This is a genomic window from Kitasatospora sp. NPDC048296 (assembly GCF_043201815.1).
Taxonomy (GTDB): domain Bacteria; phylum Actinomycetota; class Actinomycetes; order Streptomycetales; family Streptomycetaceae; genus Kitasatospora.
The window spans coordinates 1-24021 of record NZ_JBICZB010000008.1 but is presented as its reverse complement, the minus strand read 5'-3'; the positions used below and the strand labels follow the sequence as shown (position 1 = coordinate 24021).

28 protein-coding genes are annotated in these 24021 nt (G+C 71.8%); 15 read left to right on the top strand and 13 right to left on the bottom strand.

Annotation, left to right across the window (positions count from 1 at the left end; translation table 11 throughout):
• Positions 1 to 179: 179 nt before the first annotated feature.
• Entirely contained in the window at positions 180 to 1043 is an 864-nt protein-coding gene (locus ACGF12_RS07955) for a helix-turn-helix domain-containing protein (protein WP_380611856.1), read from the top strand.
• Positions 1040 to 1249, top strand: a complete 210-nt coding sequence (locus tag ACGF12_RS07950; protein WP_393027053.1) for a DUF397 domain-containing protein — start codon at positions 1040 to 1042, stop codon at positions 1247 to 1249. Before ACGF12_RS07955 ends, ACGF12_RS07950 begins: the two co-directional genes overlap by 4 nt.
• Before the next feature lie 95 nt (positions 1250 to 1344).
• Here the strand turns inward: ACGF12_RS07950 and ACGF12_RS07945 are convergent, their stop codons facing one another.
• Together ACGF12_RS07945 and ACGF12_RS07940 are read right to left on the bottom strand one after the other, a co-directional pair.
• Positions 1345 to 2460 carry an ADP-ribosylglycohydrolase family protein gene (locus tag ACGF12_RS07945; RefSeq protein ID WP_393027246.1) on the bottom strand — a complete coding sequence of 372 codons (1116 nt, stop codon included), beginning with the start codon at positions 2458 to 2460 and terminating at the stop codon, positions 1345 to 1347.
• A 197-nt stretch (positions 2461 to 2657) separates the two neighbouring features.
• Positions 2658 to 5246 (bottom strand): bifunctional FO biosynthesis protein CofGH, encoded by a 2589-nt coding sequence (locus ACGF12_RS07940; protein WP_393027051.1) that lies wholly within the window; start codon positions 5244 to 5246, stop codon positions 2658 to 2660.
• A gap of 181 nt (positions 5247 to 5427) precedes the next feature.
• Between ACGF12_RS07940 and ACGF12_RS07935 the strand changes: the two genes are divergently transcribed.
• From ACGF12_RS07935 to ACGF12_RS07925, 3 genes are read left to right on the top strand one after another with little or no spacing between them, the layout of a single operon-like run.
• On the top strand, positions 5428 to 6681 hold the full coding sequence (locus ACGF12_RS07935; RefSeq protein WP_393027049.1) for an outer membrane lipoprotein carrier protein LolA: 1254 nt from the start codon (positions 5428 to 5430) through the stop codon (positions 6679 to 6681).
• 3 nt (positions 6682 to 6684) lie between these two features.
• Positions 6685 to 7740 carry an ABC transporter ATP-binding protein gene (locus tag ACGF12_RS07930; protein WP_393027047.1) on the top strand — a complete coding sequence of 352 codons (1056 nt, stop codon included), beginning with the start codon at positions 6685 to 6687 and terminating at the stop codon, positions 7738 to 7740.
• Positions 7727 to 8599, top strand: a complete 873-nt coding sequence (locus ACGF12_RS07925; protein ID WP_387615051.1) for an ABC transporter permease — start codon at positions 7727 to 7729, stop codon at positions 8597 to 8599. Before ACGF12_RS07930 ends, ACGF12_RS07925 begins: the two co-directional genes overlap by 14 nt.
• Before the next feature lie 40 nt (positions 8600 to 8639).
• On the opposite strand, the gene rarD is transcribed toward ACGF12_RS07925, so the two are convergent.
• The 3 genes from rarD to ACGF12_RS07910 all read right to left on the bottom strand — a co-directional run bounded on the left by rarD (position 8640) and on the right by ACGF12_RS07910 (position 10886).
• Positions 8640 to 9617, bottom strand: a complete 978-nt coding sequence (gene rarD / locus ACGF12_RS07920; RefSeq protein WP_393027045.1) for an EamA family transporter RarD — start codon at positions 9615 to 9617, stop codon at positions 8640 to 8642.
• Between the two features lie 146 nt (positions 9618 to 9763).
• Positions 9764 to 10060: a hypothetical protein gene (locus ACGF12_RS07915; RefSeq protein WP_393027043.1), complete on the bottom strand. Its 297-nt coding sequence runs from the start codon at positions 10058 to 10060 to the stop codon at positions 9764 to 9766.
• Between the two features lie 58 nt (positions 10061 to 10118).
• Positions 10119 to 10886 (bottom strand): TetR/AcrR family transcriptional regulator, encoded by a 768-nt coding sequence (locus ACGF12_RS07910; RefSeq protein ID WP_393027041.1) that lies wholly within the window; start codon positions 10884 to 10886, stop codon positions 10119 to 10121.
• 58 nt (positions 10887 to 10944) lie between these two features.
• Here ACGF12_RS07910 and ACGF12_RS07905 point away from each other — a divergent pair, with 58 nt between their 5' ends.
• Positions 10945 to 11136, top strand: coding sequence for a DUF6011 domain-containing protein (locus ACGF12_RS07905; protein WP_393027039.1), 192 nt, complete (start codon positions 10945 to 10947; stop codon positions 11134 to 11136).
• A gap of 12 nt (positions 11137 to 11148) precedes the next feature.
• On the opposite strand, the gene ACGF12_RS07900 is transcribed toward ACGF12_RS07905, so the two are convergent.
• The gene (locus tag ACGF12_RS07900; protein WP_393027037.1) at positions 11149 to 13065 is read right to left on the bottom strand and encodes a hypothetical protein; all 1917 of its coding nucleotides are present in this window, start codon (positions 13063 to 13065) and stop codon (positions 11149 to 11151) included.
• Between the two features lie 239 nt (positions 13066 to 13304).
• On the opposite strand from ACGF12_RS07900, the gene ACGF12_RS07895 reads away from it, so the two are divergent.
• The 3 genes from ACGF12_RS07895 (at position 13305) to ACGF12_RS07885 (ending at position 15210) form a co-directional block, all read left to right on the top strand.
• Complete coding sequence (locus ACGF12_RS07895) at positions 13305 to 14024, top strand: chitinase (RefSeq protein WP_393027035.1); 720 nt, start codon at positions 13305 to 13307, stop codon at positions 14022 to 14024.
• Between the two features lie 110 nt (positions 14025 to 14134).
• Positions 14135 to 14539, top strand: coding sequence for a hypothetical protein (locus ACGF12_RS07890; RefSeq protein ID WP_393027033.1), 405 nt, complete (start codon positions 14135 to 14137; stop codon positions 14537 to 14539).
• A gap of 146 nt (positions 14540 to 14685) precedes the next feature.
• Positions 14686 to 15210 carry an AAA family ATPase gene (locus ACGF12_RS07885; protein WP_393027031.1) on the top strand — a complete coding sequence of 175 codons (525 nt, stop codon included), beginning with the start codon at positions 14686 to 14688 and terminating at the stop codon, positions 15208 to 15210.
• Positions 15211 to 15226: 16 nt separating this feature from the next.
• Here the strand turns inward: ACGF12_RS07885 and ACGF12_RS07880 are convergent, their stop codons facing one another.
• Positions 15227 to 16450 carry a serine hydrolase domain-containing protein gene (locus tag ACGF12_RS07880; RefSeq protein ID WP_393027029.1) on the bottom strand — a complete coding sequence of 408 codons (1224 nt, stop codon included), beginning with the start codon at positions 16448 to 16450 and terminating at the stop codon, positions 15227 to 15229.
• Between the two features lie 192 nt (positions 16451 to 16642).
• On the opposite strand from ACGF12_RS07880, the gene ACGF12_RS07875 reads away from it, so the two are divergent.
• The gene (locus ACGF12_RS07875; RefSeq protein ID WP_393027027.1) at positions 16643 to 17557 is read left to right on the top strand and encodes an aminoglycoside phosphotransferase family protein; all 915 of its coding nucleotides are present in this window, start codon (positions 16643 to 16645) and stop codon (positions 17555 to 17557) included.
• 90 nt (positions 17558 to 17647) lie between these two features.
• On the top strand, positions 17648 to 18043 hold the full coding sequence (gene gcvH / locus ACGF12_RS07870) for a glycine cleavage system protein GcvH (RefSeq protein ID WP_393027025.1): 396 nt from the start codon (positions 17648 to 17650) through the stop codon (positions 18041 to 18043).
• Positions 18044 to 18107: 64 nt separating this feature from the next.
• Here gcvH and ACGF12_RS07865 read toward each other — a convergent pair whose 3' ends face one another.
• The 6 genes from ACGF12_RS07865 to ACGF12_RS07840 all read right to left on the bottom strand — a co-directional run bounded on the left by ACGF12_RS07865 (position 18108) and on the right by ACGF12_RS07840 (position 21678).
• On the bottom strand, positions 18108 to 18398 hold the full coding sequence (locus ACGF12_RS07865) for a hypothetical protein (RefSeq protein ID WP_393027023.1): 291 nt from the start codon (positions 18396 to 18398) through the stop codon (positions 18108 to 18110).
• 297 nt (positions 18399 to 18695) lie between these two features.
• Complete coding sequence (locus tag ACGF12_RS07860; RefSeq protein WP_393027021.1) at positions 18696 to 19937, bottom strand: alpha/beta hydrolase family protein; 1242 nt, start codon at positions 19935 to 19937, stop codon at positions 18696 to 18698.
• A gap of 263 nt (positions 19938 to 20200) precedes the next feature.
• A complete protein-coding gene (locus tag ACGF12_RS07855; RefSeq protein ID WP_393027019.1) occupies positions 20201 to 20656 on the bottom strand; it encodes a hypothetical protein in 456 nt (151 codons plus the stop codon).
• A 9-nt stretch (positions 20657 to 20665) separates the two neighbouring features.
• On the bottom strand, positions 20666 to 20962 hold the full coding sequence (locus tag ACGF12_RS07850) for a hypothetical protein (protein ID WP_393027017.1): 297 nt from the start codon (positions 20960 to 20962) through the stop codon (positions 20666 to 20668).
• 105 nt (positions 20963 to 21067) lie between these two features.
• Positions 21068 to 21316: a hypothetical protein gene (locus tag ACGF12_RS07845; RefSeq protein WP_393027015.1), complete on the bottom strand. Its 249-nt coding sequence runs from the start codon at positions 21314 to 21316 to the stop codon at positions 21068 to 21070.
• Positions 21313 to 21678: an ATP-binding protein gene (locus tag ACGF12_RS07840; protein WP_393027014.1), complete on the bottom strand. Its 366-nt coding sequence runs from the start codon at positions 21676 to 21678 to the stop codon at positions 21313 to 21315. The genes ACGF12_RS07845 and ACGF12_RS07840 overlap by 4 nt, the downstream gene beginning before the upstream one ends.
• A 184-nt stretch (positions 21679 to 21862) precedes the next feature.
• On the opposite strand from ACGF12_RS07840, the gene ACGF12_RS07835 reads away from it, so the two are divergent.
• From ACGF12_RS07835 to ACGF12_RS07820, 4 genes are all read left to right on the top strand, one after another.
• Positions 21863 to 22747, top strand: coding sequence for a helix-turn-helix domain-containing protein (locus ACGF12_RS07835; RefSeq protein ID WP_393027012.1), 885 nt, complete (start codon positions 21863 to 21865; stop codon positions 22745 to 22747).
• A gap of 10 nt (positions 22748 to 22757) precedes the next feature.
• Entirely contained in the window at positions 22758 to 22958 is a 201-nt protein-coding gene (locus tag ACGF12_RS07830) for a DUF397 domain-containing protein (RefSeq protein ID WP_393027010.1), read from the top strand.
• 129 nt (positions 22959 to 23087) lie between these two features.
• Entirely contained in the window at positions 23088 to 23234 is a 147-nt protein-coding gene (locus tag ACGF12_RS07825; RefSeq protein ID WP_393027008.1) for a hypothetical protein, read from the top strand.
• Positions 23235 to 23439: 205 nt separating this feature from the next.
• Positions 23440 to 23925 (top strand): hypothetical protein, encoded by a 486-nt coding sequence (locus ACGF12_RS07820; protein ID WP_393027007.1) that lies wholly within the window; start codon positions 23440 to 23442, stop codon positions 23923 to 23925.
• Positions 23926 to 24021 lie beyond the last annotated feature (96 nt).

Sequence of the window (24021 nt, the reverse complement as noted above, 5' to 3'; positions counted from 1 at the left end):
TGCACTGTCTCACAGAAGCGCTTTTCCGATGATCTGTTCTACCGCGCTGCTGTGATTCCCCGGCGCCGACCTGGCCCAAGGTGTCATGCTGCTCCAAGTCAGGGGGGTTGGTCCCAATGTCCGAAGTGTTCCGAGGGCTGCCGTTCCAACGATCACCAGAGGTCCGGCCGGAGGTCGACGTGTCCGCGAACATCAATCCCACCGTGCGTCGTCGGCGCCTCGGCTCGGAGCTGCGAAAACTCCGCGAAGGCCTCGGGATGACGGCGGAGGAGGTGGCCGGCCGACTGATGGTCTCCCAGTCGAAGATCAGCCGGCTGGAGAACGGCCGTCGCAGCATCAGCCAGCGCGACGTGCGCGACCTCTGCGACGTCTACAACGTGTCCGACGAACAGATGCGCAGCAGCCTGATGGAGATGGCCAAGGAGTCCCGCCAGCGCGGCTGGTGGCACGACTTCAACGACATGCCGACCCCGTACAGCGTCTACATCGGCCTGGAGGCCGAGGCCTCCTCGATCCGCGCCTACGAGTCCTCCTTCATCCCGGGGCTGCTCCAGACCGAGCAGTACGCCCAGGCCGTGGTCGAGGGCACCCAGCCGGACACCGACGCGATCGCGGTGCAGCGCCGGGTGCAGGTACGGATGAAGCGCCAGGAGCGCGTCCACGGCGAGAACCAGCTCGGCAGCCTGTGGACCGTCATAGACGAGGCGGCGCTGCGCCGCGAGGTCGGCAGCCGGGAGATCATGGCCCGACAGCTCCAGCAGATGCTGGAACTCAGCCTGCGTCCGAACATCACCATCCAGGTGATCCCGTTCTCGCACGGCGCCCATCCCGGCATGACCGGGACATTCTCCCTGCTGGAGTTCCCGGAGTCAGCCGATTCCACGGTTGTCTACTTCGAAGGTGTGACGAGCGATCTCTACCTGGAGAAGGAGGCCGACGTGCGCCGCTATACCGGTCTGTACGACTACCTGAGAGCGGCCGCACTCGGTGTCGCGGAGAGCCGGTCGCTGATAGCCGACATCGAAAAGGGATACCACGAATGAGCACCCCCTCCGAGTACGGAACCCCCTGGCGCAAGAGCAGTCACAGTGGCGGCCAGGGCGCCTGTGTGGAGATCGCCGGACCTGCCGCCGGGGCGGTGGCGGTCCGGGACTCCAAGGACCCGCTCGGCCCGCAGCTGCGCTTCTCCACCGAGGCCTGGAACGCGTTCGCGTCGGCCGCGGCGGCGGGCGCCTTCGGCGAGGCCTGACCGGGATCCGTGCTCGGACGAGTTGCCCGTAACGCTGTCCGTCGCCCCGAGCGGCGGCCGATGTTACGGGCAGCTGCCGTTTCCACGGCGTTCGTTCAGTGCACCACCGGGTACCGGACCGACCAGTTGACGCCCTCCGGGGTCTGCCGGTCGTGCAGTTCGGTGCCGTGCATCAGCTCCAGCGCGAAGTCGTCGGCGAGTTCGAGGATCGCGCCGCGTCCCTCCAGCCCCGCCAGCAGGCCCGGCGGCAGCGCGGTGTCGCCGTGCAGCACCCCGAGCAGGTTGCCGCAGATCGCGCCGGTGGAGTCGCTGTCCCCGGAGTGGTTGACCGCCAGCAGCAGGCCCGAGCGCACGTCGTGGGCGACCAGGGCGCAGTAGACCGCGATCGCCAGCGCCTCCTCGGCGACCCAGCCCTCCCCCAGCGCCTCCACCCGCTCGGCGGACGGCTCGCCGGCCCGGACGGCGTCCAGCGCGGCCCGCAGCGCGGCCGTGGTCTCCTCGTGCGCCTGCCGCTCGGACAGCAGCGCCAGCGCGAGGTGGACGCCCTCCTCCAGGGTGCCGCCGCGGGCCACCGACTGGACGATCACCGCGAACGCGCCCGCCGCCAGGTAGCCGGTCGGGTGGCCGTGGGTGAGCACCGAGCACTCCACCGCGAGTTGGAAGACCAGGCCAGGCTCCCAGGTGGTGAGCAGTCCGAACGGCGCCGCCCGCACCACCGTGCCGCAGCCCTTGGAGTGCGGGTTCTTGGGCCGCTCCAGGGTGCCGAGCCGCTCGCCGTCCGGCCCGGTCAGGCCGGTGAGGCAGCCCTGGCCGGGGGCGCGCTGGGCGTACAGCCACTCCTCGCGGCCGAGCCAGCCGAGGTCGGGGCGGCGCTCGTCCGGGCCCCAGTCGCGCTGGGTGGCGGCCCAGCGCAGGTAGGCCAGGTGCAGGTCGGTGGGCGGGTGCCAGCTGCCGGTGTCGCGCCGGATGTGGGCCCGGATCAGGCCGTCCACGGTGAACAGGCTGAGCTGGGTGTCGTCGGTGACGGCGCCGGTGCGCCCGTAGGCGGGGACGTAGCCGGTGACGCCCCGCGGGCCGTACTGGGCCCGGATCTTCTCCAGCGACTCGAACTCGACGCCGGCGCCGAGCGCGTCACCGATGGCACCGCCGAGCAGGCAGCCCCGCACCCGGCTGCGGAAGTCCTGCTGCTGGGCTCGTGACCACAGGGGCATCACGACGGGGCGCCTTTCGTCGGGGTCGGGGGGCGGGTCCGCGCGACGCACGGCCGCCGCGCGCCCTGGCACTGTATTCGAAGGCGCGAGCGGAACGACGGCGTCCCTCGCACTTCGGTTCCCCGCCCCGGCCGCCGTCCCCGCCCCGGCCGCCGTCTCCACGACGGCCGGGGTCCCGCGGTCGGCCTGGGCCGGCCCTAGTCCAGCACCGGCAGCAGCTCCGGCAGGTGCCCGTCCGAGGCCAGCGCCGCCGCGCGCCGCTCGGCCGGCACCTCGCCGTAGAGGGTGGTGCGCTGGCGGTGGGGGCGGCCCGCGGCCTCGGCGATCGCCTGGAGGTCGCGCACCGACTTGTAGCTGCCGTACGCCGAGCCGGCCATCCGCGAGATGGTCTCCTCCATCAGCGTGCCGCCCAGGTCGTTGGCGCCCGAGCGGAGCATCTCGGCCGCGCCCTCCGCACCCAGCTTCACCCAGCTGGTCTGGATGTTGGGGATGTGCGGGTGCAGCAGCAGCCGGGCCATGGCGACCACGGCGCGGTTGTCCCGGGCGGTCGGGCCGGGGCGGGCGATGCCGGCCAGGTAGACCGGGGCGTTGGTGTGGATGAACGGGAGGGTGACGAACTCGGTGAAACCACCGGTGCGCTGCTGGATGTCGGCGAGCAGCCGCAGGTGGCCGAGCCAGTGCTTCGGGGTGTCCACGTGCCCGTACATCATCGTGGACGAGGAGCGGATGCCCAGCTCGTGCGCGGTGGTGACCACCTCGACCCAGGTCGCGGCCGGCAGCTTGCCCTTGGTGAGCACCCAGCGGACCTCGTCGTCCAGGATCTCGGCGGCGGTGCCCGGGATGGTGTCCAGGCCCGACTCCTTGGCCCGCTGCAGCCAGTCGCGGATCGAGAGCCCGGTCCGGGTCGCGCCGTTGACCACCTCCATCGGGGAGAACGCGTGCACGTGGATGCCGGGCACCCGTTCCTTCACCGCGCGGGCGATGTCGAAGTAGGCGGTGCCGGGCAGGTCCGGGTGGATGCCGCCCTGCATGCACACCTCGGTGGCGCCCACCTCCCAGGCCTGCGCGGCCCGTTCGGCGACCTGCTCCAGGGAGAGGGTGTAGGCGTCGGCGTCGGTGCGGCGCTGGGCGAAGGCGCAGAAGCGGCAGCCGGTGTAGCAGACGTTGGTGAAGTTGATGTTCCGGGTGACGCAGTAGGTGACGTCGTCCCCGACCGCGTCCCGGCGGACGTCGTCGGCGATCCGGCACAGGGCGTCCAGGGCCGGGCCGTCCGCGTGGAACAGGGCCAGCGCGTGGTCGTCGGTGAGCTCGGTCGGGTCGTCGGCGGCCACCGCCAGGGCCTCGCGCAGGTCGCCCGCGAGGCGCTCGGGCGCACCCTTCGCGAGCACCTGCTCGCGCAGCACCTCCCAGTCGCCGTACACGTCCTCGAAGTCGGCCCGGCGGTCGCCGGTGCGGCCCTCGGTGTCGACGGCGGTGTGCAGGTCGGTCCGCCCGTACGACTCCGGGAGGTCCTCGGGCTCCTGCCAGGGGCGGCCCTCGACCACCGCGTCCGGGTTCGCCAGGCCGGTGGCCGGGTCGGCCAGGGCGCGCACGTGCGGCATCACCCGCGGGTCCAGCCAGGGTTCGCCGCGCAGCACGTACTCGGGGTAGACGGCGAGGCGTTCGCGCAGTTCGAAGCCGGCCGCGGCCGAGCGTTCGGCGAGGCGGTCGATCTGCGGCCAGGGGCGCTCGGGGTTGACGTGGTCCGGGGTCAGCGGGGAGACGCCGCCCCAGTCGTCGATGCCGGCCGCGATCAGCCGCTCGTACTCACCGTCCACCAGGTTCGGCGGCGCCTGCAGGCACGCCTTCGGGCCGAGCAGGTGGCGGGCCACCGCCACCGTGGCCACCAGCTCGTCCAGTTCGGCGTCCGGCATGCCGCGCATCGCGGTGTCCGGCTTGGCGCGGAAGTTCTGCAGGATCAGTTCCTGGACGCCGTGGTAGGCCCGGGAGACCTTGCGCAGCGCGAACAGCGACTCGGCGCGCTCCTGGTACGTCTCGCCGATGCCGATCAGCAGGCCGCTGGTGAACGGGACGGAGCTGCGGCCGGCGTCCTCCAACACCCGCAGCCGGACGGCCGGTTCCTTGTCCGGGGAGCCGAAGTGCGGGCCGCCGGGCTCGCTCCACAGCCGGGTGGCGGTGGTCTCCAGCATCATCCCCATCGAGGCGGAGACCGGCTTCAGCCGCTGGAAGTCCGTCCAGCTCAGCACCCCGGGGTTGAGGTGCGGCAGCAGGCCGGTCTCCTCCAGGATGCGGATGGACATCGCCCGCACGTAGGCGATGGTGTCGTCGTAGCCGTGCGCGTCCAGCCACTCGCGGGCCTCGGGCCAGCGGTCCTCGGGCTTGTCGCCGAGCGTGATCAGGGCTTCCTTGCAGCCGAGTTCGGCTCCGCGTCGGGCCACCTCCAGCACCTCGTCCGGGGACATGAACATCCCGTGCCCGGCCCGGCGCAGCTTGCCGGGGACGGTGGCGAAGGTGCAGTAGTGGCACTTGTCGCGGCAGAGCCGGGTGAGCGGGATGAAGACACTCTTGGAGTAGGTGATGACGCCGGGACGGCCGGCCGCCTCCAGCCCGGCGTCGCGCACCCGGGCGGCACCGGCGCACAGGTCGCGCAGGTCCTCGCCGCTGGCCTGGAGCAGCACGGCCGCCTCGGTCACGTCGAGGGCCACGCCGTCCCGGGCGCGGCGCAGGGCGCGCCGCATCGCGTTCGCGGTCGGAGGGGTGTTTGCGTCCACGGCGGTTCCGTCCATGGCGCGACCCTACGCCAGGTGTCGTACGTTCGGATGAGCCAACCCTGAGGCTTCTCAGGGTCGATGTACCCACCAGGTTCACCCCGATCTGGCCCTGCAGGGCGATGACGGCGTGGCGGCGCCCGCCTCTAATGGAAGGACAGTGCCAAGCGCAGAGGTTCGCAGAGGAGTTGAGGACGCCATGACCAATGACACGGCGGCGGGGGACCAGCAGGACGGCGGAGTGCCGCTCCGTTCACGGCGGCGCACCCTGGTACGGGCCGGGGTCCCGCTGGCGGTGGCCGCGGTGATCGCCACCGGGGTCGGACTGGTGCCCGCGCTGGCCGCCGACTCCCCGCCCGACCTGCCGGCCGTCTCGGCGGAGGCGCTGGTGGCCAAGGCGCTCGGCTCCGACACCCAGACCCTGTCCGGGACGGTGTCGGTCTCGACCGACCTCGGGCTGCCCAGCCAGCTGCTGAGCGGGGCCGGCGGTCTCGCCGCGGCGGCCGGACACGGCGGCGAGCAGGGCAAGGGCTCCTCGGCGGACCCGCAGACCAAGCTGCTCGGCCTGCTCGGCGGGGACCAGACCCTGCGGGTCGCGGTGGACGGGCCGGACCGCCAGCGGGTGGACCTGATGGAGAACATGGCGGGCTACACCCTGGTCCGCAACGGCGACCAGAGCTGGGCCTGGGACAGCTCGACCAACAGCGCGGTGCACCTGACCGGGCGTCCGGCGGGCGAGCACCAGCCCAAGGCGCCGCTGACCGGGGTGCCGACCACCCCGCAGGAGGCCGCCAAGCAGTTCCTGACCGAGAGCGCCGGCACCACCTCCGTCACCGTGGCCGGGACGGCCACCGTGGCCGGGCAGAAGGCGTACCAGCTGAGCGTCAAGCCGACCCAGTCCGGCTCGACCGTCGCCGAGGTGCGGATCTCGGTGGCCGCCGACAACGGCGTGCCGCTCGCGGTGGTGGTGAAGTCCACCGACGGCTCCACCGTGCTGGACGTCCACTTCACCGAGGTGTCCTTCGCCAAGCCGGCCGCCAAGACCTTCGACTTCACGGTGCCCAAGGGCGCCAAGGTGACGGAGCAGAAGGCGGACGACGCGGCCAAGGGCCACGCCGGCAAGGGCGAGGCCGCCAAGGGTCAGACCGCCAAGGGTGAGGCCGCCAAGGACCACGGCGGCGTGAACGTGATCGGCGAGGGCTGGACGGCCGTGGTCTCCGCGCAGCTGCCCAGCGGCGTCGAGGCGCCGAAGGGCGCGGACAACGGCAAGCAGGGCAAGCACCACGGCCAGCCGGTGAACCCGCTGGCGCTGGTGAAGTCGCTCGGCAAGCCGGTCGGCGGCGGCACGCTGATCAGCACCAAGGTCGTCAACGTCCTGCTCACCGACGACGGCCGGGTCTTCGCCGGCGCGGTGACCCTGCCGGTCCTGCAGCACGCCGCCGGGGTGAACTGACGGATGTCCAAGGCTCCCGTAACGGGGGACGTTACGGAGTCGGCCGGGGGTCCGGGCGCCGCGCCGCGCCCGGCCCCCGCTCCTTCCGCTCCGCCCGCTCCTCCCGCCTCCCCGACCGACGACGTGATCAGAACCCGCGGCCTGACCAAGCGCTTCCGCGGCGGCCAGCTCGCCGTGGACGGCCTGGACCTGGCCGTGCCGCGCGGCTCGGTGTTCGGCTTCCTCGGCCCCAACGGCTCCGGCAAGACCACCACCATCCGGATGCTGATGGGCCTGATCGCCCCCACCTCCGGCGTGGCCACCGTGCTCGGCGAGTCGATGCCGCAGTCCGTCGCCTCCGTGCTGCCCCGGGTGGGCGCGCTGATCGAGGGCCCGGCGCTGTACGGCTTCCTCTCCGGCCGGGACAACCTGGTCCGCTTCGACTCCGCCGACCCGACCGCCGACCCGCGCACCCGCCGGCAGCGGGTGGACACCGCGCTGGAGCGGGTCGGCCTGAGCGCCACGGCCGGCAAGAAGGCCCGCGCCTACTCCCTGGGCATGAAGCAGCGCCTGGGCCTGGCCTCCGCGCTGCTGCAGCCGCGCGAGCTGCTGGTACTGGACGAGCCGACCAACGGCCTGGACCCGCAGGGCATGCGGGAGATCCGGGCGCTGGTGCGGGAGGTCGCGGCGGAGGGCACCACGGTGTTCCTCTCCTCGCACCTGCTGGACGAGATCGAGCAGGTCTGCACCCACGCGGCGGTGATGTCCCGGGGCCGGCTGGTGGTGCAGGGCACCGTCGCCGAGCTGGCCGCCCGGGCCCAGGGCCGGCTGGTGGTCCGCACCCCCGACGTGGCGCAGGCCGCCAAGGTGCTGGCCGCCCACCAGGTGGGTTCGCTGGTGCCCGGCGAGGGCCGGGTGGACGGCGAGCTGGGCACCCAGGGCGGCGACGAGGTGCTGCCCGAACTGTGCGCGGCGCTGGTCGAGGCCGGGGTACGGGTGCACGGATTCGGGCTGGAGCGGGGCACGTTGGAGGACGCCTTCGTGGCGATGACCGGGGAGGGCTTCGATGTCGCAGGCTGAGGCGCTGCCGGTGGCCGGGCGTCGGCCGCAGACCGCGGCCGGGTTCCTGGCGCTGTTCCGCAACGAGCTGCACCTGACCTTCCGCCGGCTGCGCACCAAGGTGCTGCTGGGCATCCTGGCGGTGCTGCCGATCCTGATCGGCGTGGTGGTCAAGCTCAACACCGACAGCCCGCACGACGGCGGCGGCGGGCCGAGCTTCATCGCGCAGACGACCCAGAACGGGCTGTTCCTGGTGTTCACCGCGCTGGCGGTGGCACTGCCGGTCTTCCTCCCGATGACGGTCGGGGTGGTGGCCGGGGACTCGGTCGCCGGCGAGGCGGCCACCGGGACGCTGCGCTACCTGCTGGTCGCCCCGGCCGGGCGGACCAGGCTGCTGGCCGCCAAGTTCACCGCCGGGCTGGTGTTCTGCCTGGCCGCGACGGCGGCGGTCGCGCTGTCGGCGCTGGCCACCGGGGCCGCGCTGTTCCCGCTCGGCGAGGTCACGCTGATCTCCGGGGACACCATCGGCTTCTCCGACGCGCTGCTGCGGGCGGTGCTGGTGGCCGGGGTGGTCGCGCTCTCGCTGGCCGGGCTGGTGGCGATCGGGCTGTTCGTCTCGACCCTCACCGGCAGCGGCATCGCGGCGATGGCCGCGACCGTCGGCCTGGTGATCACCGTGCAGATCCTGGACGCCTTCCCGCAGCTGGACGCGATCCGGCCGTTCCTGTTCACCCACTACTGGATGAACTTCTCCGACCTGCTGCGCGAACCGATGTACTGGGACGGCGTGTGGAAGGACCTCGGTCTGCAGGCCGCCTACGTCGCCGTGTTCGGCTCGGCGGCCTGGTCACGGTTCACCAGCCGCGACATCAGCGCGTGAGCGACATCAGCGCGTGAGCGACATCAGCGCGTGAGCCGCATCAGCGCGTGACGGCTTCCTTGCGGGTCTCCACCGGGGCGGGCTGCGGAACGGCCGCGGCCCGCCCCGCGCGGTCGGCCCGCACCTGGCGCAGCGCGTCCCAGGTGAGCAGCGCGAGCGCGGCCCAGACCAGGGCGAAGCCGGCCCAGCGCGCGGGCGGCATCGACTCGTGGAAGACGGCGACGCCGATCAGGAACTGGAACACCGGCGCCAGGTACTGCAGCAGCCCGAGCACGGTCAGCGGCACCCGCACGGCCGCCGTGCCGAAGAACAGCAGCGGGATCGCGGTGATCACACCGCTGAGCATCAGCAGCGCCGAGTGCCCCCAGCCGTACGAGCCGGGCACGGTGTGCCCGAAGGTGCCGTGCCCGCTGACCTCCAGGTGGATCAGGTAACCGAGGGCGAAGGGGAACATGAAGGCGCTCTCCGCCGCCAGGCTCTCCAGCCCGCTCAGCCCGACCTGCTTCTTCAGCAGGCCGTAGGTGGCGAAGGAGAGCGCCAGGACGAGCGCGATCCAGGGCAGCTGCCCGTAGGCGACGGTCAGGACCGCGACGGCGGCGGCGCCGATGCCGACGGCCGTCCACTGGGCGCCGCGCAGCCGCTCCTTGAGCACCAGGACGCCGAAGCCGATGGTGACCAGGGGGTTGATGAAGTAGCCGAGGCTGGTCTCCACCACGTGACCGTTGTTGACGGCCCAGATGTAGACGCCCCAGTTGACGGAGATCACGGCGGCCGCACCGGCCAGCATGGCGAGTCGGCGGGGCTGGCGCAGCAGCGGGCGTATCCAGCTCCAGTGTCGCTGGGCGACCAGCATCAGCACCACGGCGACCAGGGACCAGACCATCCGGTTGGCCAGGATGTCGTCGGCGGCGCCGGGCTCCAGCAGCGGCCAGAACAGCGGGAAGAGCCCCCAGATGCCGTAGGCCGCCATGCCGTACCAGAGGCCTCGGCCGCTGTCCTGCTGGGTTGTCTGTGGCATGGCCGAGTGCCCTCCCGCGCGCGCAATGTATCGAGGTGACGGTAGCGGGCGGGAGGGCGGGCTGTCATCTCCGTTTTCGCATTTTGGTCATGACATTGCTTGAATGCTGGACGAGTCCCGGCCTTTTCGCAGGTCAGACGGTTGCCTCAGGCACCCAGCGCGGCGCGGACGGACTCGGCCAGTGGGACGGTCGGGCGGCCGATCAGCCGGGCCAGGTCGCCGGTACGCAGGGCCAGCTCGCCCCTGGCGATGGCCGCGTCGGTGTTCGGGAACAGCTCCGCGAAGCCCTCCGGCAGCCCCGCGGCCACCAGTCGGCGGACCTGCTCCTGCGCGGTGACGTCCCGGTACGCCACCGGGCTGCCGGAGGCCGCGGCCAGCTCGGCCGCCAGCTCGCCACCCCGCTCGGACGCGAGGCCGCCGAGCACGTCTCGGCGCTCGCGCACTGGGTGGAGTCCCGGATGTGCGCCGTCGCCGGTGCCCGCGAGGAGTACGACGGGCGGCCTACCGCTCCTTGATCAGCGCTTCCAGCCCGTCCAGCACCCGGCCCAGCCCGAAGGCGTACGCGTGCTCCGGGCTGTACGCGCCGCCGTGCGCCTGGCCGGCGGCGGCGCCGACGCGGGCGGCGACCGGGTAGCGCTCGGCGTCGAAGACCCGGGCGAGCAGCTCGGCGTTGGCCTCCCACCACTGGGAGTCGGTCAGCGCGCTGTCCTGCTGGGCGGCGCGCTCGTCGGCGGCCATCCGGGCGCAGGTCTGGACGAAGCCGAGCAGGTGGGTCAGCGCGGCGTCCAGCTCGACGTCCGGCAGGCCGGTGCCCTCGAAGGCGCGCAGCTCGTACTCGTACTTGCCCATCAGGCCGGGGCCGAGCGGCGGGCGGCTGGTGGAGACGGCGGCGACCCAGGGGTGGGCGCCGAACAGCGCCCGGTTGTCGTCGGCGACGGCGGTGACCCTGGCCCGCCAGCCCGCGTCGGCCGGGGCGCTGCGGGGCATCGTGGCGTAGACGGTGTCCAGCATCAGGTCGAGCAGCTCGGCCTTGCCGGGAACGTAGGTGTAGAGCGCCATCGGGGACAGCCCGAGCTCCTGGGCGACCCGGCGCATGGTGACGGCGTCCACGCCCTCGGCGTCGGCCAGCGCGATCGCCGTGGCGGCGATCTCAGCGGTCGAGCGGGCCTGCTTCGGGCCGCGCCGGCCGGGCTTCTCCTCGGCGGTCAGCCCCCAGAGCAGGGCGAGGGTGCGCGCCGGATCTCCTGCGCTGCTGCGGTCCGTGGCCATGCGACGGATCCTTTCACGGCGCGGGCCTCGGCAGCCGTGGGCGGCTACCGTCTCCCCCATGACCAGCGCTGAGCCACTCCCCGGCACGGACACCACCCAGGCCCTCCGGCCCCGGGTCACCTGCCGCCGCTGCCACCGGCCGCTGCACGACCCGGAGTCGCGGATGCTGCGGCTGGGGCCGGAGTGCCGCGACCCGGCGGAGCGGGTCGCGCGGTTCGAGGTGGACCAGGAAACGCTGCCGGGCGTCTGAGGCCTGTCCGGCCTAGGCCCGCCCGAAGAGACGGCGGATCAGGCCGGGGCGGGGCTCGGGCCGCTGCGGCGCGCTCGGCTCCACCGGTTCCTTCTGCTCGGCGCTCCCGGCGCTCTCGGCGTCCCGCCCGTCCGCCTCCGCCAGCAGGTGCCGGGCGAGGTCGCGGTCGGCCGGGTCCGTCCACGGCGCGGCGAGCACCAGGGCGGCGAACGAGCGCTGGATCGTCACCACCCGGCTGCGGCGCGCCCGGGCGCCGTACTCCAGCCGCCGGTGCAGCAGCCCGGCGATGTCGGCCCGGCTGTCCGGGTGCGTCCAGCCGATCGCGACCAGGGCGAAGCCGGCCGCCTCGACCACCCAGTCCTCGGGCCCGAGCAGCAGGTCGCGCAGCACCCGGCGGCGCTCCGAACCCTCCCACGGCTGGTCGGTGCGGTGGTGGGCGATGCCGAGGCAGGCGAAGGCCTGGACGGCGCGCACCCACAGTTCGGGCTGGTGGGCGAGCAGGGCGCGGCCGAGGTCGTCCTCGCGGGGCAGCGGCGGGTGGACCAGTACGCCGAGCAGCTCCTCCAGCGGCAGTCCGGCCAGCCGGACGGCGTGGTCGTAGGCGGCGGGGATGGTCGGCCAGACGATCTCGGCGGTGGCGCGGACGAGTTCGGCGCTCGAAGCGGCGGGCGGGGCGACGGCCGGGCGCGGGTCGGTGCCGTCCCAGGACCAGATCCGGGTGGTGGGCTCGGTCAGCGGCAGCCGGGGGTCGGGCTCGCCGACGGACTGGTAGGAGACGGTGGCGCGCGGCAGGGCGAGGTGGACGGCCAGCAGTGAGCTGGGCGGTTCGACGGCGGAGGCGGTGCAGTCGATCTCGGTGTCACGGCCGGTGCCGTCGGCGCCGAGCACCCGGTGCAGCACGTTGACGGTCGCCTCGGTGGCGCCGGAGACCATGCCGAGCCAGGGCTCGCGGTGGCTGAGCCGCTCCAGCAGGTCCTGGGCGTACTCGTGGTCGGGGTGGGCTCGGTGGTGGTCGGCCAGGCCGAGCAGGTGCACCGGGTCCCCGTCGAGGGCGTGGCGCAGCCCGTACCGGGCCGGGGCGGCCTTGGGGTGGTCGGGCGCGGTGGCGAGCACCCGGTCCAGCCAGGGCAGGCCGTCTGCCGGGCGGCCGAGGGTGCCGTACAGCTCGGCCACGTCGACGGCGAGGTAGCTGCTGGAGTTGTCCTTCTGCGGCGCCTCCCGGCCCAGTTCGGCCTCCCAGACGGCGAGCGCCGCCTCGGGCCGCCCGTCGGAACGCAGGGCGTTGCCGAGCATCACGGAGGGGAGGTAGCCGGGGGCCGCCCGGTGGGCCCGTTCGGCGAGTTCGACGGCCCGGGCGGTGGCGCCGAGGCGGCGGGTCAGGCCGGAGGCCATCGCCAGCAGCAGCGCGTGCTCGCCGTTGCGGGCCAGTACGGCCCGGACGAACTCCTCGAAGGGCCGTACGGCGTCGGCGAGTTCGGCGGGCAGCGGGTCGGGCAGGGCGCCGGCGGCGCGGGCCACCGCCTGGGCGACGGCGTCCGGGTCGACCAGGGCGGGCAGGTCCTCGCGGGCGAGCCAGGCGGCGTGCGCCCAGGGGCGGGCCGGCTCGTACTGGATCGCCGAGGCGAGCAGGCCGACGGCGGTGTCCCAGTCCCCGGCGGCGGCCTCCACGTGGGCGCGGCAGGCGACGGTGCCGAGGTAGACCTCGCCGTCCAGCGGGAACAGCTCGCGCGCCGCCGCCGGGCCGCCCGCCGCCGCGCACAACTCGGCCAGTGCCTCGTGCAGTTCGGGCAGTTGGGGATCGGAGAGGATGGCGTCGGCAAGGTGGTCGGCGGCGTGGGTGAGGGCCCCGGAGTCGATCGCCAGCCGCGCGACGGCCACCTCGCCCTCGGCCGCCAGCCGCTCGTCGCCCTCGTCGTCGGTGTGCGCCATCGCCCTGCCCCCCGGTCGCGCCGTGATCACTCGTTCCCCGTGCGCGGACGAGGCTATCCGGTGCGCCTGACCGTCGGATGATCACCCTGGGGTGAACGGGGCGCCAACTCCTTGATCGGATACGACGCTTACGAGTGGTTTAGACCTCGGAAACGTTCAGATCTCGAATGCCCCCCAGCACGATGGCTCCGGTGCTTCGAGAGCGAAGCACCGTTCACCGACGACCCGTTGAGGACATGATGAAGCTTTCCCGCGTGCTGTCCGCAGCCGCCTCGGCCGCCGTTCTGAGCACCCTCGTCCTGGCCGGACCGACGGCCACCCGGGCCGCCGCCGCAGGCTCCTTCGTGGTCAGCGAGGCCCAGTTCAACCAGATGTTCCCGAACCGGAACCCCTTCTACACGTACCAGGGCCTGACCGACGCCCTGAGCGCCTACCCCGGCTTCACCAGGACCGGCGACGACGCCACCCGCAAGCGCGAGGCGGCCGCCTTCCTCGCCAACGTCAGCCACGAGACCGTCGGCCTGAAGTACGTCGTCGAGCAGAACACCGCCAACTACAGCCACTACTGCGACACCACCCAGCCGTACGGCTGCCCCGCCGGAACCTCCGCTTACTACGGCCGCGGGCCGCTGCAGCTCAGCTGGAACTTCAACTACAAGGCCGCGGGCGACGCCCTGCACATCGACCTGCTGCACGACCCGTACAAGGTGGAGAAGGACCCGACCGTCGCCTGGCAGACCGCCCTCTGGTTCTGGGACAGCCAGAAGGGGGCCGGGACGATGACCCCGCACGACGCCATCGTCAACAACCGGGGCTTCGGCGAGACCATCCGCAGCATCAACGGCGACCTGGAGTGCAACGGCAAGAACCCGGACGAGCGCGACGACCGGATCAACCTGTTCAAGAAGTTCGTCGGCGTCCTCGGCACGAACGTGGGCGGCGGCACCATCTCCTGCTGACCGCGACGCCGCGCTCCCGGGTGCCGCCTCGTCCATCGTCCGTCTACCGCTGGGCCGGATGGTTCTGCCGTCCGGCCACCGGGGCCGGCTGACTCCTTGAGGAGCGTGGCATGATCACGAAGAGGATCGCTCGGGCGTCGACGCTGGCTCTGGCCGGCGCCGCACTGGCGGGGGCGTTCACCCTCACCGGCGCGGGAAGCGCGTCCGCGGCGTCGGGCGGCGGCTGCGGCGGTAACGGTGGCCAGCAGGCGTGCATCAGCGTCGACGGGAGCACCCTGATCTCCGACGCGTACACCAATTTCGCCAACTCCAACTGCACGATCGACCTGGTCCTGTTCGACCAGACCACCGGCTACCGGTGGGACACCATGGCCGGCTGCGGGCTCGGCTGGACCCACTACGCGGGCACGACCGTCCCCGACCCCACTCCGGGACACGTCTACCAGACCGAGCTCATCGTCAACTGGGGTGCCGGGAACATCGGCGTCACCTGGAGCCCGACGCTGACCGCCTGACCCGACGGCCGGTCCAGGAGCGGGAAGTCGGCCGGGCCGACTTCCCGCTCCACGCGTCTCCACACGTCTCCGCACGGATCCGCCGCGTCCGGCGGCTTGAGCAAAACCGCTCGCCCCGGGCACGCTCCGCCTGCCACCATCCGGACGTGACGACGCTGTTCCTGATGGTCGGCCTGCCCGGGGCCGGGAAGACCACCGAGGCCCGTCGGCTCGCCGAGCAGCACCGGGCGATCCGGCTGAGCCCGGACGAGTGGATGATCCCGCTGTTCGGCGGGCTGGAGGCGGACGGCAAACGCGACGTGCTGGAGGGGCGGCTGCTGACGATCGCCCTGGAGGCCCTGCGGGCGGGCGCCGACGTGGTGGTGGACTTCGGCTGCTGGGGCCGGGACGAACGCACCGCGATCCGCTGGCTGGCGGAGTCGGTCGGCGCGTCCTGCCGGATGCGCTACCTCCCGGTCGACCCGGACACCCAGCGCGCCCGCATCGCCCACCGCTGGGCGACGACCCCGCACGAGACCCTCCCGATGACCGAGGCCGACATCCTGGACGGACACGCCCACTTCGAGGAACCGGACGCGGCGGAACTGGCGGGCCGGGACCTCGACGCGGCCCCGCCCGGCTGGGCCGACTGGCGCGCCTGGGCCGCTGAGCGCTGGCCGTCCTTCGCCTGACAACTGGACGGGACCGTCAGTGCTGCGGGGCGGACGGGTTCAGGACGGCCATCAGCAGGCGGTTGGACAGCGGGGTGGGGGCGCCGAAGTCGAGGCCGAGGTTGGAGATCGAGTACACGGCGTGGAGGGACAGGTCGCGGGTGGCGAACATGCCGTTGGCGTAGCCGTCGTCGTGGCCGGTCTTGCCCCAGAGCACGGTGCCGTTCGGCAGCGGGGTGGACATCAGGCCGGCGCCGAAGCAGGCCACCTTGTTGCAGGAGGTGCCGCCGACGAACGGGACGAGCTTGCCCTCGTTGTCCTTGGGCAGGGTGAACAGCTCGTTCTGCTGCGCGGCGGGCAGCAGCCGGCCCTGGAGCAGCGCGGTCAGGAAGTGGTCGAGGTCGGCCGTGGTGGAGATCATGTTGGACGGGTCGCCGCCCTGTTCGCTGGTGTCGACGGCCTGGCCGCTGTCGGCGGTCATGTAGCCGTGCAGGTAGGGGCGGGGCATCTCCGGGTTGTCCTCGGGCACCGAGGTCTGGTTCAGGTGCAGGGGTTCCAGGATGCGGTTGGTGACCTCGTCCTTGAAGGAGTTGCCGGTGGTCTGCTCGATGAGCTTGGCCGCGATGCGGAAGCCGAGGGAGTTGTACTCCTGCTTGGTGCCGGGGTCGAAGTGCGGGCCGGGCGCCGGGCGGCCGTCGTCGGGGCGCAGGGTGTCCTGGATGATCTGGTCGAAGGTGCGGTAGTCGTAGCGGTCGGCGATCGTCTCGTCGGCGCTCGCGGGGGGCTTGCCCTCGTCCACGTTCGGCAGGCCGCTGGTGTAGTTGACGAGCTGGCGGACAGTGATCGGCTGGAAGGTGCCCGGGAGCAGGCCCGGCATGTAGTGCTGGACGGTCTGGTCGAGGTCGATCCGCCCCTCGGCCGCGAGCTGGAGGAGGACGGTGGTCTCGAACACCTTGGAGATGCTGCCGGCATGGAAGTGCGCGTTCTCCGGGATCTTCCGGCCGGTCTGGCTGTCCACGGTGGAGCCCTTCCACAGCTGTCCCGGCTCGGCGACCAGGGCGACCGCGCCGGAGGCGTTGTCGGAGGGCCGGGTCTCGATGGCGGCCTGGAGCGCGGCGGGGTTCAGGGCCGGAAAGGCCGTCGTGGTGGTGGAGCCCGTGCCGCTCGCGGCGAAGGCCTGGGCGCCCGAGGCGGCGGTCAGGCCGACGAGCGCGGAGCAGGCCAGTCCGAGGGCGGCGGCGCGACGGGCGAGGGGCTTCATGTGACACTCCGTTGGATGGGCTGCCGTTGAACGGCTTCTTGGCGACGTGTTCGATCCTGCTCGGCCGCCGCCCCGACCGGTATCGGGATGAACCCTGAACCGCCCCTGATCAGCCCCGCCACCGCCTCAGGGTGACCACCCATCAGCGGCAGGGCGGACGAACTCGCCGCCGCCCGGCTACCGTTGCTCCGCATGACCCCTACCGAGCCCGAGATCACCGCGGAGTTGGTCCGGCAGCTGCTGCGCGACCAGCACCCCGACCTGGCCGACCGCCCCGTGCGGCTCGGCGCGCGCGGCTGGGACAACCAGCTGTGGCGGCTGGGCGAGGACCTCGCCGTCCGGCTGCCCTGGGCCACGAAGGACGCGGACGCGCTGCTGCGCAAGGAACACGAGTGGCTGCCCGGCCTCGCGCCGCGCCTTCCGCTGCCCGTCCCGGTGCCGCAGCGCCTCGGCGAGCCCTCCGAGCGGTTCCCCCGCCCGTGGCTCGTCACCACCTGGGTGCCGGGTGCGCCCGCCGACCTTGAGCCCGCCACCCGCGCCGAGGCGGCGGCCGACGCCCTGGCCGCCTTCCTGACCGCTCTCCACCGGCCCGCCCCCGCCGGAGCCCCCGTCGGCCGTGGCCGCGGCGGGCCGCCGTCCGACTACGCCGAGGGGTTCGACCGGCAGCTCGCCGACGCCGTCGACCTGGGGCTGATCCCCGACCCGGACGCCGTCCGCGCCGTCTGGGCCGACGCCGTGGCCGCGCCGCCGTGGCCGGGGCCGGCAGTGTGGCTGCACGCCGACCTGCATCCGGCCAACGTCCTCACTGCCGAAGGCACCATCTGCGGCGTGATCGACTTCGGCGACCTCTGCGCGGGCGATCCGGCCTGCGACCTCGCCGCCGCGTGGATCCTGCTGCCGGACGACGCCCGCGACCGCTTCCACGCGGCCTACCGGCCGACCCCGGACGCCGCGACCCTGCGCCGCGCCCGCGGCTGGGCGGTGCTGAAAGCCCTCGCGGGCATCCGGATCGGGCAGGCCGGCCTGCGCGGCCTGCCCGGCGGCAAGGCCAGCTGGGGGCCGCCCGGCCACACCGCCCTGCGGCGCCTGACTCACTCGTTCGAGTGAGTATCGCGGCTGGTGACGGAGATCTGTAGCAGGCTCCTCCTCGCGACTGACGCACCGTCAGTCGCGACGGCGAACCCCACGGAGAATCCCATGGCCAACTACCCGAAGGACTTCCGGTACTCCAAGGACCACGAGTGGGTGCATCCCCAGACGGGAGGCAAGGCGCGGGTCGGCATCACCGAATTCGCCCAGAGGCAGCTGGGCGACATCGTCTTCGTCGAACTTCCCAAAGTGGGAGACAAGTTCGAGGCCAACCGGCCGTTCGGTTCGGTGGAGTCGGTCAAGGCGGTGAGCGAGCTCTACGCTCCGACGTCCGGAACGGTCTCCTCGATCAACGAGGAGCTGAACGACAGTCCCGAGCTGATCAACGACGACGCCCACAGCGACGGATGGATCATCGAGCTCAAGCTGACCAAGGCCGCCGAGCTGGACGCCCTGCTCTCGGCCGACGAGTACGAGGCCTACCTCGCCGAGGAGTCGGCGTAACCGCCGCCCGGCCCTCCTCGAGCGGCACCCGCCGCGAGGAGGACCGGGCTCCCACGGATGCCCCTCAGGGCGCGTCGGTGCGGCGCAGGTCGTAGAGGTACGACTTGCCGGCCTTCCAGCTTCGCCAGGGGCCGAGGGGTGGGAACGCCTCCTGCCCGGCCTGCCCGGCCTGCCCGAGCAGCGGCCAGCCGTTGCCGATCCCGTCGGCGCCGACGGTGCACCAGCCCCGCTCGGGCAGCCAGCGGCACCACACGTCCAGGTCCACCCGCTTGAACGACGGCCTGCCGTTGAACTCGCCGTCCTGGCGGAAGCGGTAGACCAGGCCGTCCAGACGGCGCACGAACTCGAAGGACACGGCGACTCCCCCAGCCTGACATCGGAGACGGACCCTTTCGCCGGACCATCCTCCCGGCCGCACCGTGCCCGGCGCACCTGAATATTTCAGGACGAGAAATATTCATACGGACGGCTGCGTTCCGGTCGGTGTCCGCATGGGAGGTCCGCGCAAGGCTGGAAGGAGTACAGCGCCGTGCGCGTCGACGTCTTCGTCGTCGCCGTTGATGACGTCGTCGATGTAGGCGTATCCGGCCCGCCAACGGACCTTGATCCCGGTGATCCGCATGAACCCCCGAAGGATCAACGCGGCGCTGCACTAGGGCTGGAAGAGTACTTCCGGATTGTTCGGCGAGGGGCCGTCCAGCAGCGGACTGTGGATCCCCTTCAGCGTCTGGTCGAAGAACGCTGTCACGTACTCACGCGTGATCACGATTCCACGTTCGGGGTCGAGGGGCGGCGTCGGGAACCCGGCCTGCTCCTCGAGCAGGTCCACGTCGGTGAAACTGGGGTGGTTGGCGCCGGTGACCGCCAGCCACTTCTTGTAGCCGCCGAGGGCGGCCCAGGGGTGCTCCCAATCGGTGTTGGTGGCCGTACCCAGCATGAGGAACGGCCGGTTGATCTGGCCGGGCATCGGGTCCGGGTGGAAGGTGCCGTCCATGTTCACCCCGGCCCGTACTCGCGGGTCGGCGATCATCGTGGTGGCGGCCGCCGCTCCGCCGATGGAGTGTCCGGCCATGCCGATCTCGTGCTTGTCGATGAGGTGTGCCAGGGGCCACGCGGTATTGCCGTGCGTCAACTGGTCGATCACGAAGGACATGTCCAGCGCGCGGCTGGCGGTGACCGTGTCCATGTCGAGGTTCAGGTCATCGCAGATCGCGCACGGCGGCGTCTGGCCGTTCGCCAGCGTTTCGCCGCTGTCCTCGTAGGTGGGGCCGACGAGCGCGACGACGTAGCCGTGACTGGCCAGGTCGGTCGCGAGCGAGGTGAGTACCACGCGCGGGTCCCCGAACCCGGGTGAGAGGACCACCAGCGGATGCTTGCCGTGTTGCGGCCGCGCGCCGTCGAAGGCGTGAGTGGTGACGCTGGAAAGGTTCTGCGGGGTGATGCCGGAGCTCGCCGGTATCTTCGCGCGCTGGATGTGTCCGGTTGCCTCGGCGAGGGTCATGTAAGGGGCCGGGGTCCCGGTCCCGGGGACGGCCGGGTAGACCATCGTGACGGTCAGTTGGCGGGGGCCGGATGACGGCACCCACGGGTCTGGACGGCTCGCGTCGGTGAGGTGGATGACGTCCTCGCCGGCGGCGTAGGGGCCGGTCGGCGCGGGGAGCGTGCCTTGGAAGGACCGCGTGGGCGCGGTGGCCGTGGCCGTGGCCGGTGCGGTGTCGAACGCGTGCGTGGCCACCGGCGTGGCCGACGGTGTGGTCGTGGCGGCGAACCCGGCGCCGGTTCCGGTGACGAGGGCGGCGAGCGCCAGCGCCGCGACAGCGCTGATACGGCGATTGCGTTTCATCCTGCCGGCCGGGCAGGGGCGGCCGGCGGCGTTCGTGTGTCGATCGGTCATGGCCCCACGATGTCGCACCAGGCGGCGCCGGGTCGGCAGTGTGAACCCACCGGCCGGACGGGGGGGGAAACCCTACCCCCGCGAGGTACCGGAGTCATCCGCCGGGACCATGTCGTGCGGCGCGGGGTTCCCTTCGCCGGCATCGTCGAGCGCCACCTTCGTCTTGGCCTACGACGAACACGACGCCAAGCCCTACCGCTGGACCTACGACGGCAGCCCACTCAAAGCCGCATGAACCCCCGAAGGATCAACGCGGCGCTGCACTAGTCGTAGAAGAACTGGCGGAGGTCCTCGACCGAGCCGGGGCCGGTGACGAAGCCCTCGAACCGGGCGACCGCGCCGGGCGGCGGCGGGCCGTCGGCGGGGAGCCGCCGCAGCCAGAGCTCGCTCTGCTCGCCGACCGCGTAGACGGCGGAGAGCAGTTCGGCCATGCCCGCCGGGCGGGGCGGGGTGGCGCCGACGACGGGCGAGAGCGTCCAGCCGCCGGCCCGGGCGGCGAGGCGGAGCACGCCCGCCCAGGTGGCGATGCGGCAGAGCCGGGCGCGCAGGGAGAGTTCGGCGGACGGGTCCGGGTACCCGAATCCGATGGTGGCGGCGGCGATGTCGTCCATCACCTGGCGCTCAAGAAGGGTGCGGGTCCAACGGCCCTCCTGGGCGTCCTCGATGGCGGCGTGCCACCACTCCCAGGCGGCGTCCAAGCGGGTCGCGAACTCGTCCATGCGGTCAGGCTAGTGGGAGCGGGGGTTGAGGCGGGTCGCGAGCCAGGGGGAGTTACGGCCGGCGGCCTCACGGTAGGCGATGCGCTGGACGGCGAAGAGCAGGCGGTAGAGGTTGAGGGCGGTGTCGGAGTCGTCGGCGGCGAAGCCCAGGCGGAAGACGAACGATTCGAGGTCGGGCCAGTCGAAGTCGTCGGGGACGGGCGGGGTGACGGGAGTGGCGGCGAGCGTGTTGAAGGCGGCGGCGACGGCGTAGTGCGTCGCGGCGAGGGCGTTGGCGACGGCCGGGTCCGGGCCGGGGTCGGACATGTCAGGGCTCCTCTTCGTCGGACTTTGCAACATTGAGCGCGGTGATGACGCCCAGAGCGACGGTGCCGATCGCGAGGGCGAGGAGGGTGAGGAAAGCGACGGCGATCAGGAACCGCACTGGCGCTCGCGGTCCACGTCGAGGAGGAGGGTGAGGAGATTCAGGAGGGTCGAGGCCGGAGCGGTGTTGAAGCGGACGAGGACACGGCCGTCGAGGGTCCTGTCCGTGGTGGCGGACGGGAAGATCAGGCCGAACTTGCGGCCGCGCTCGTGGAGTTCGGCGAGGAGCGTGCGGATGTGCTCGTCGGTGTAGGCCCGGATCCGGGGGTCGGTGGGCTGCATCGGCTGGCGCGTCATGCGGTGGCCTCCAGTTCGAACCAGACGACCTTGCCCTGCTTGCGCAGGTCGGCGCCGAAACGGTGGGTGAGGGACTGGACGAGGTGGAGGCCCCGGCCGGAGAGCGAGAGCGGGTCCGAAGGGGTGCGGGGCTCGGGCAGCAGCGGGCTGTCGTCGCTCACCGAGACGCGGAGGAGCTGCGGGGAGAGCGCGAGGGTGACGAGGGGCGACGAACTCCCCGCGTGCTTCCAGGCATTGACGAAGAGCTCATGAAGCGCGAGCTCGGCGTCGGCGATGAGGGCGGACGGCCACCCGGCGGAGGCGAGGAGGTCGCAGAGCTCGGTACGAGCGGTGGACCAGTCGGGAGGGTTGCAGGCACACATGAGAGACCCCAGGGAGAGAGGAGGGGAATCGACAAAGGCGACGCTTCACCGTGTGATCGGTGCAACACTGACGGTAGGGGACTCGATGCCATCCCTGCAATCGAACAGGCAACGATGCATACGCTCGACGGTGGCGAGCCGCTCGCCCCATGCGAAACACTGCACCGACGAGGAGGGACCGCCAGTGGCATACAAGGGGCCGATCAGCCAGCGGCAACGACGCTTCGGCGAGGAGTTGCAACGCCTGCGTACGGCAGCGGGGTTGTCTGCACCGGAAGCCGGCGCGCTTGTGGGGATGAAGGGTCCGGCGGTGAGCCACACCGAGGCCGGTCGGATCACTCTCAACTCTGAGCGCCTTGAGATCTGGCTCGACGCGTACGGCTGCACCGACCCGGTCTTCCGCGCAAAGCTCGCCGAGATGGGGCGGAGCAACGGGAAGGGCTGGTGGACCGATCTCGCGGACCGAGTTCCGACGCTGCTGCTTGATCTAGCGGAGGCCGATCACAGCGCGGCCTCGATGGACAACTTCGAGACGTTCTACGTCCCTGGCCTTCTCCAGGTACCCGCCTACATCGAGGCGATCTACGAAGATGCCAGCCAGCACCGCAAGTTGGATGTCGAAGCCGAGATCGAGTTCCGGAAGCAACGGCAGCGCATTCTCACAGACTTGCCACGCCGCGAGTTCCGATTCGTCATCCATGAGACAGCGTTGCGAATGCGATTCCCGGGCGATGCAGTCATGAGGGAGCAACTCGTGCATCTGCTGGAAATCTCTGAGCTGCCGAACGTCAGCATTCAGGTCCTGCCGTTCACCGCTGCGAAGAAGCCGCCTTCCACCGGCCAGTTCGTGGTATTCGACCCTGGAGCTCCAGAGCTGTCCACCGTCGTCGTGGATCACCCAAGCCACACCGAGTATCTTGGCGACCAGCATTCGATCGAGACCTACCGAAGGACCTTCAACCAGCTGAGCGAGCTGGCCTTGCCGCCTGTCGACCAGTCCTTGACGACGCTTTCCTCGCGCGACTCGTGGGGACTCATTCGACATCTTCTCTACTTGTTGCAAGCTTGAAAGGCGCCCGATGTCCGAACTCCGTTGGCAAAAGTCATCGTTCAGTGGATCGAACGAGGGCGGCAACTGCGTTGAACTCGCAGCCGGAGCTGAGGACGTCCGCCACCTTCGCGAGTCCGACGATCCCTCTGTCATCGTCACCACATCAACCGCCAAGCTCCGCGCCTTCATCCTCGGCGCCAAGGCCGGCGAGTTCGACCACCTCAGCTGACCCCCGCCCCCTTCCCCCGCCCGAATCGTTGGAGGCCAACGATTCGGGCGGAACCGAATCGTTGACAGGTCGCCGCCAAAACGGTTTGACTCAAGGGCCCGATCACACGCCTTCCAGGGGGACTTCACCATGCGCACCATGCTGATCGCCGCCGCCACCGGCCTGGCCGTTGCCGCCGCCGTCCTGTTCGCCACCACGTCCAGCGACGCCACCCCGGCGCCCGCCCCCGCTCCGCACTCCCAGCTCGCCGGGGGCAGCGGCGGCAACTGCTGCTGACGCGCCGTCGGACCGTTGCCGGCCCCACCGCCCGCTCGCCGCACCGGCGAGCGGGCGGTGGTCGTTCCCAGGGGCCTCCCCCATGCCCCTCCGCCCACCCCTCAACGGGGCGTTAATCGTTTGTCTACCGCCTCCGGCCATTCTCATCTCCACAAGACGCCCGACGATCTCGGGCGCTGATGCACGAGAGAGGTAACACGGGGACATGAAGGCGACGAAGAGCATTCGACACATGGCCGTGACGGCGGCGGCGGGCGTCCTGGCGCTGGCCGGGACGATGGCGACGGCGGGGACCGCGCAGGCGGACATCACCCCACCCCAGGACGCTCCGCGGGTGGACGTGAACGCCCCCATGACGCTCCTCCCGGGCCAGTACATCGACACCGGCTCCACCCGGCTGATCCTCCAGGACGACGGCAACCTCGTCACCTACAAGACCTACAACGGCCAGTACACGCCGGTGTGGTCCGCGCCGGGCAGCTGGGGCTGCGGCGCCAAGGCGATCCTGCAGCCCGACGGCAACTTCGTCGTCTACGGCAGCGACAGCCGCGTGTGCTGGACCAGCAACACCATGCGGCCCAACAGCACGGTCACCCTGGAGATCTGGGGCTACGGCGGACTCAATCTCTACTTCGGGTCCCCGGCGCGCAGCCAGTCCTGGGCGGTCATCGCCAGCACCGACCCGTACTAGACCCAACGCCGTGTAGATAGAGCCTTGGGCGGTTGCGTCAAGTCGCCTGAAATGGGACGGAGCTCCTGCTAGAACCGTGTCGGCCAAGATCACTGT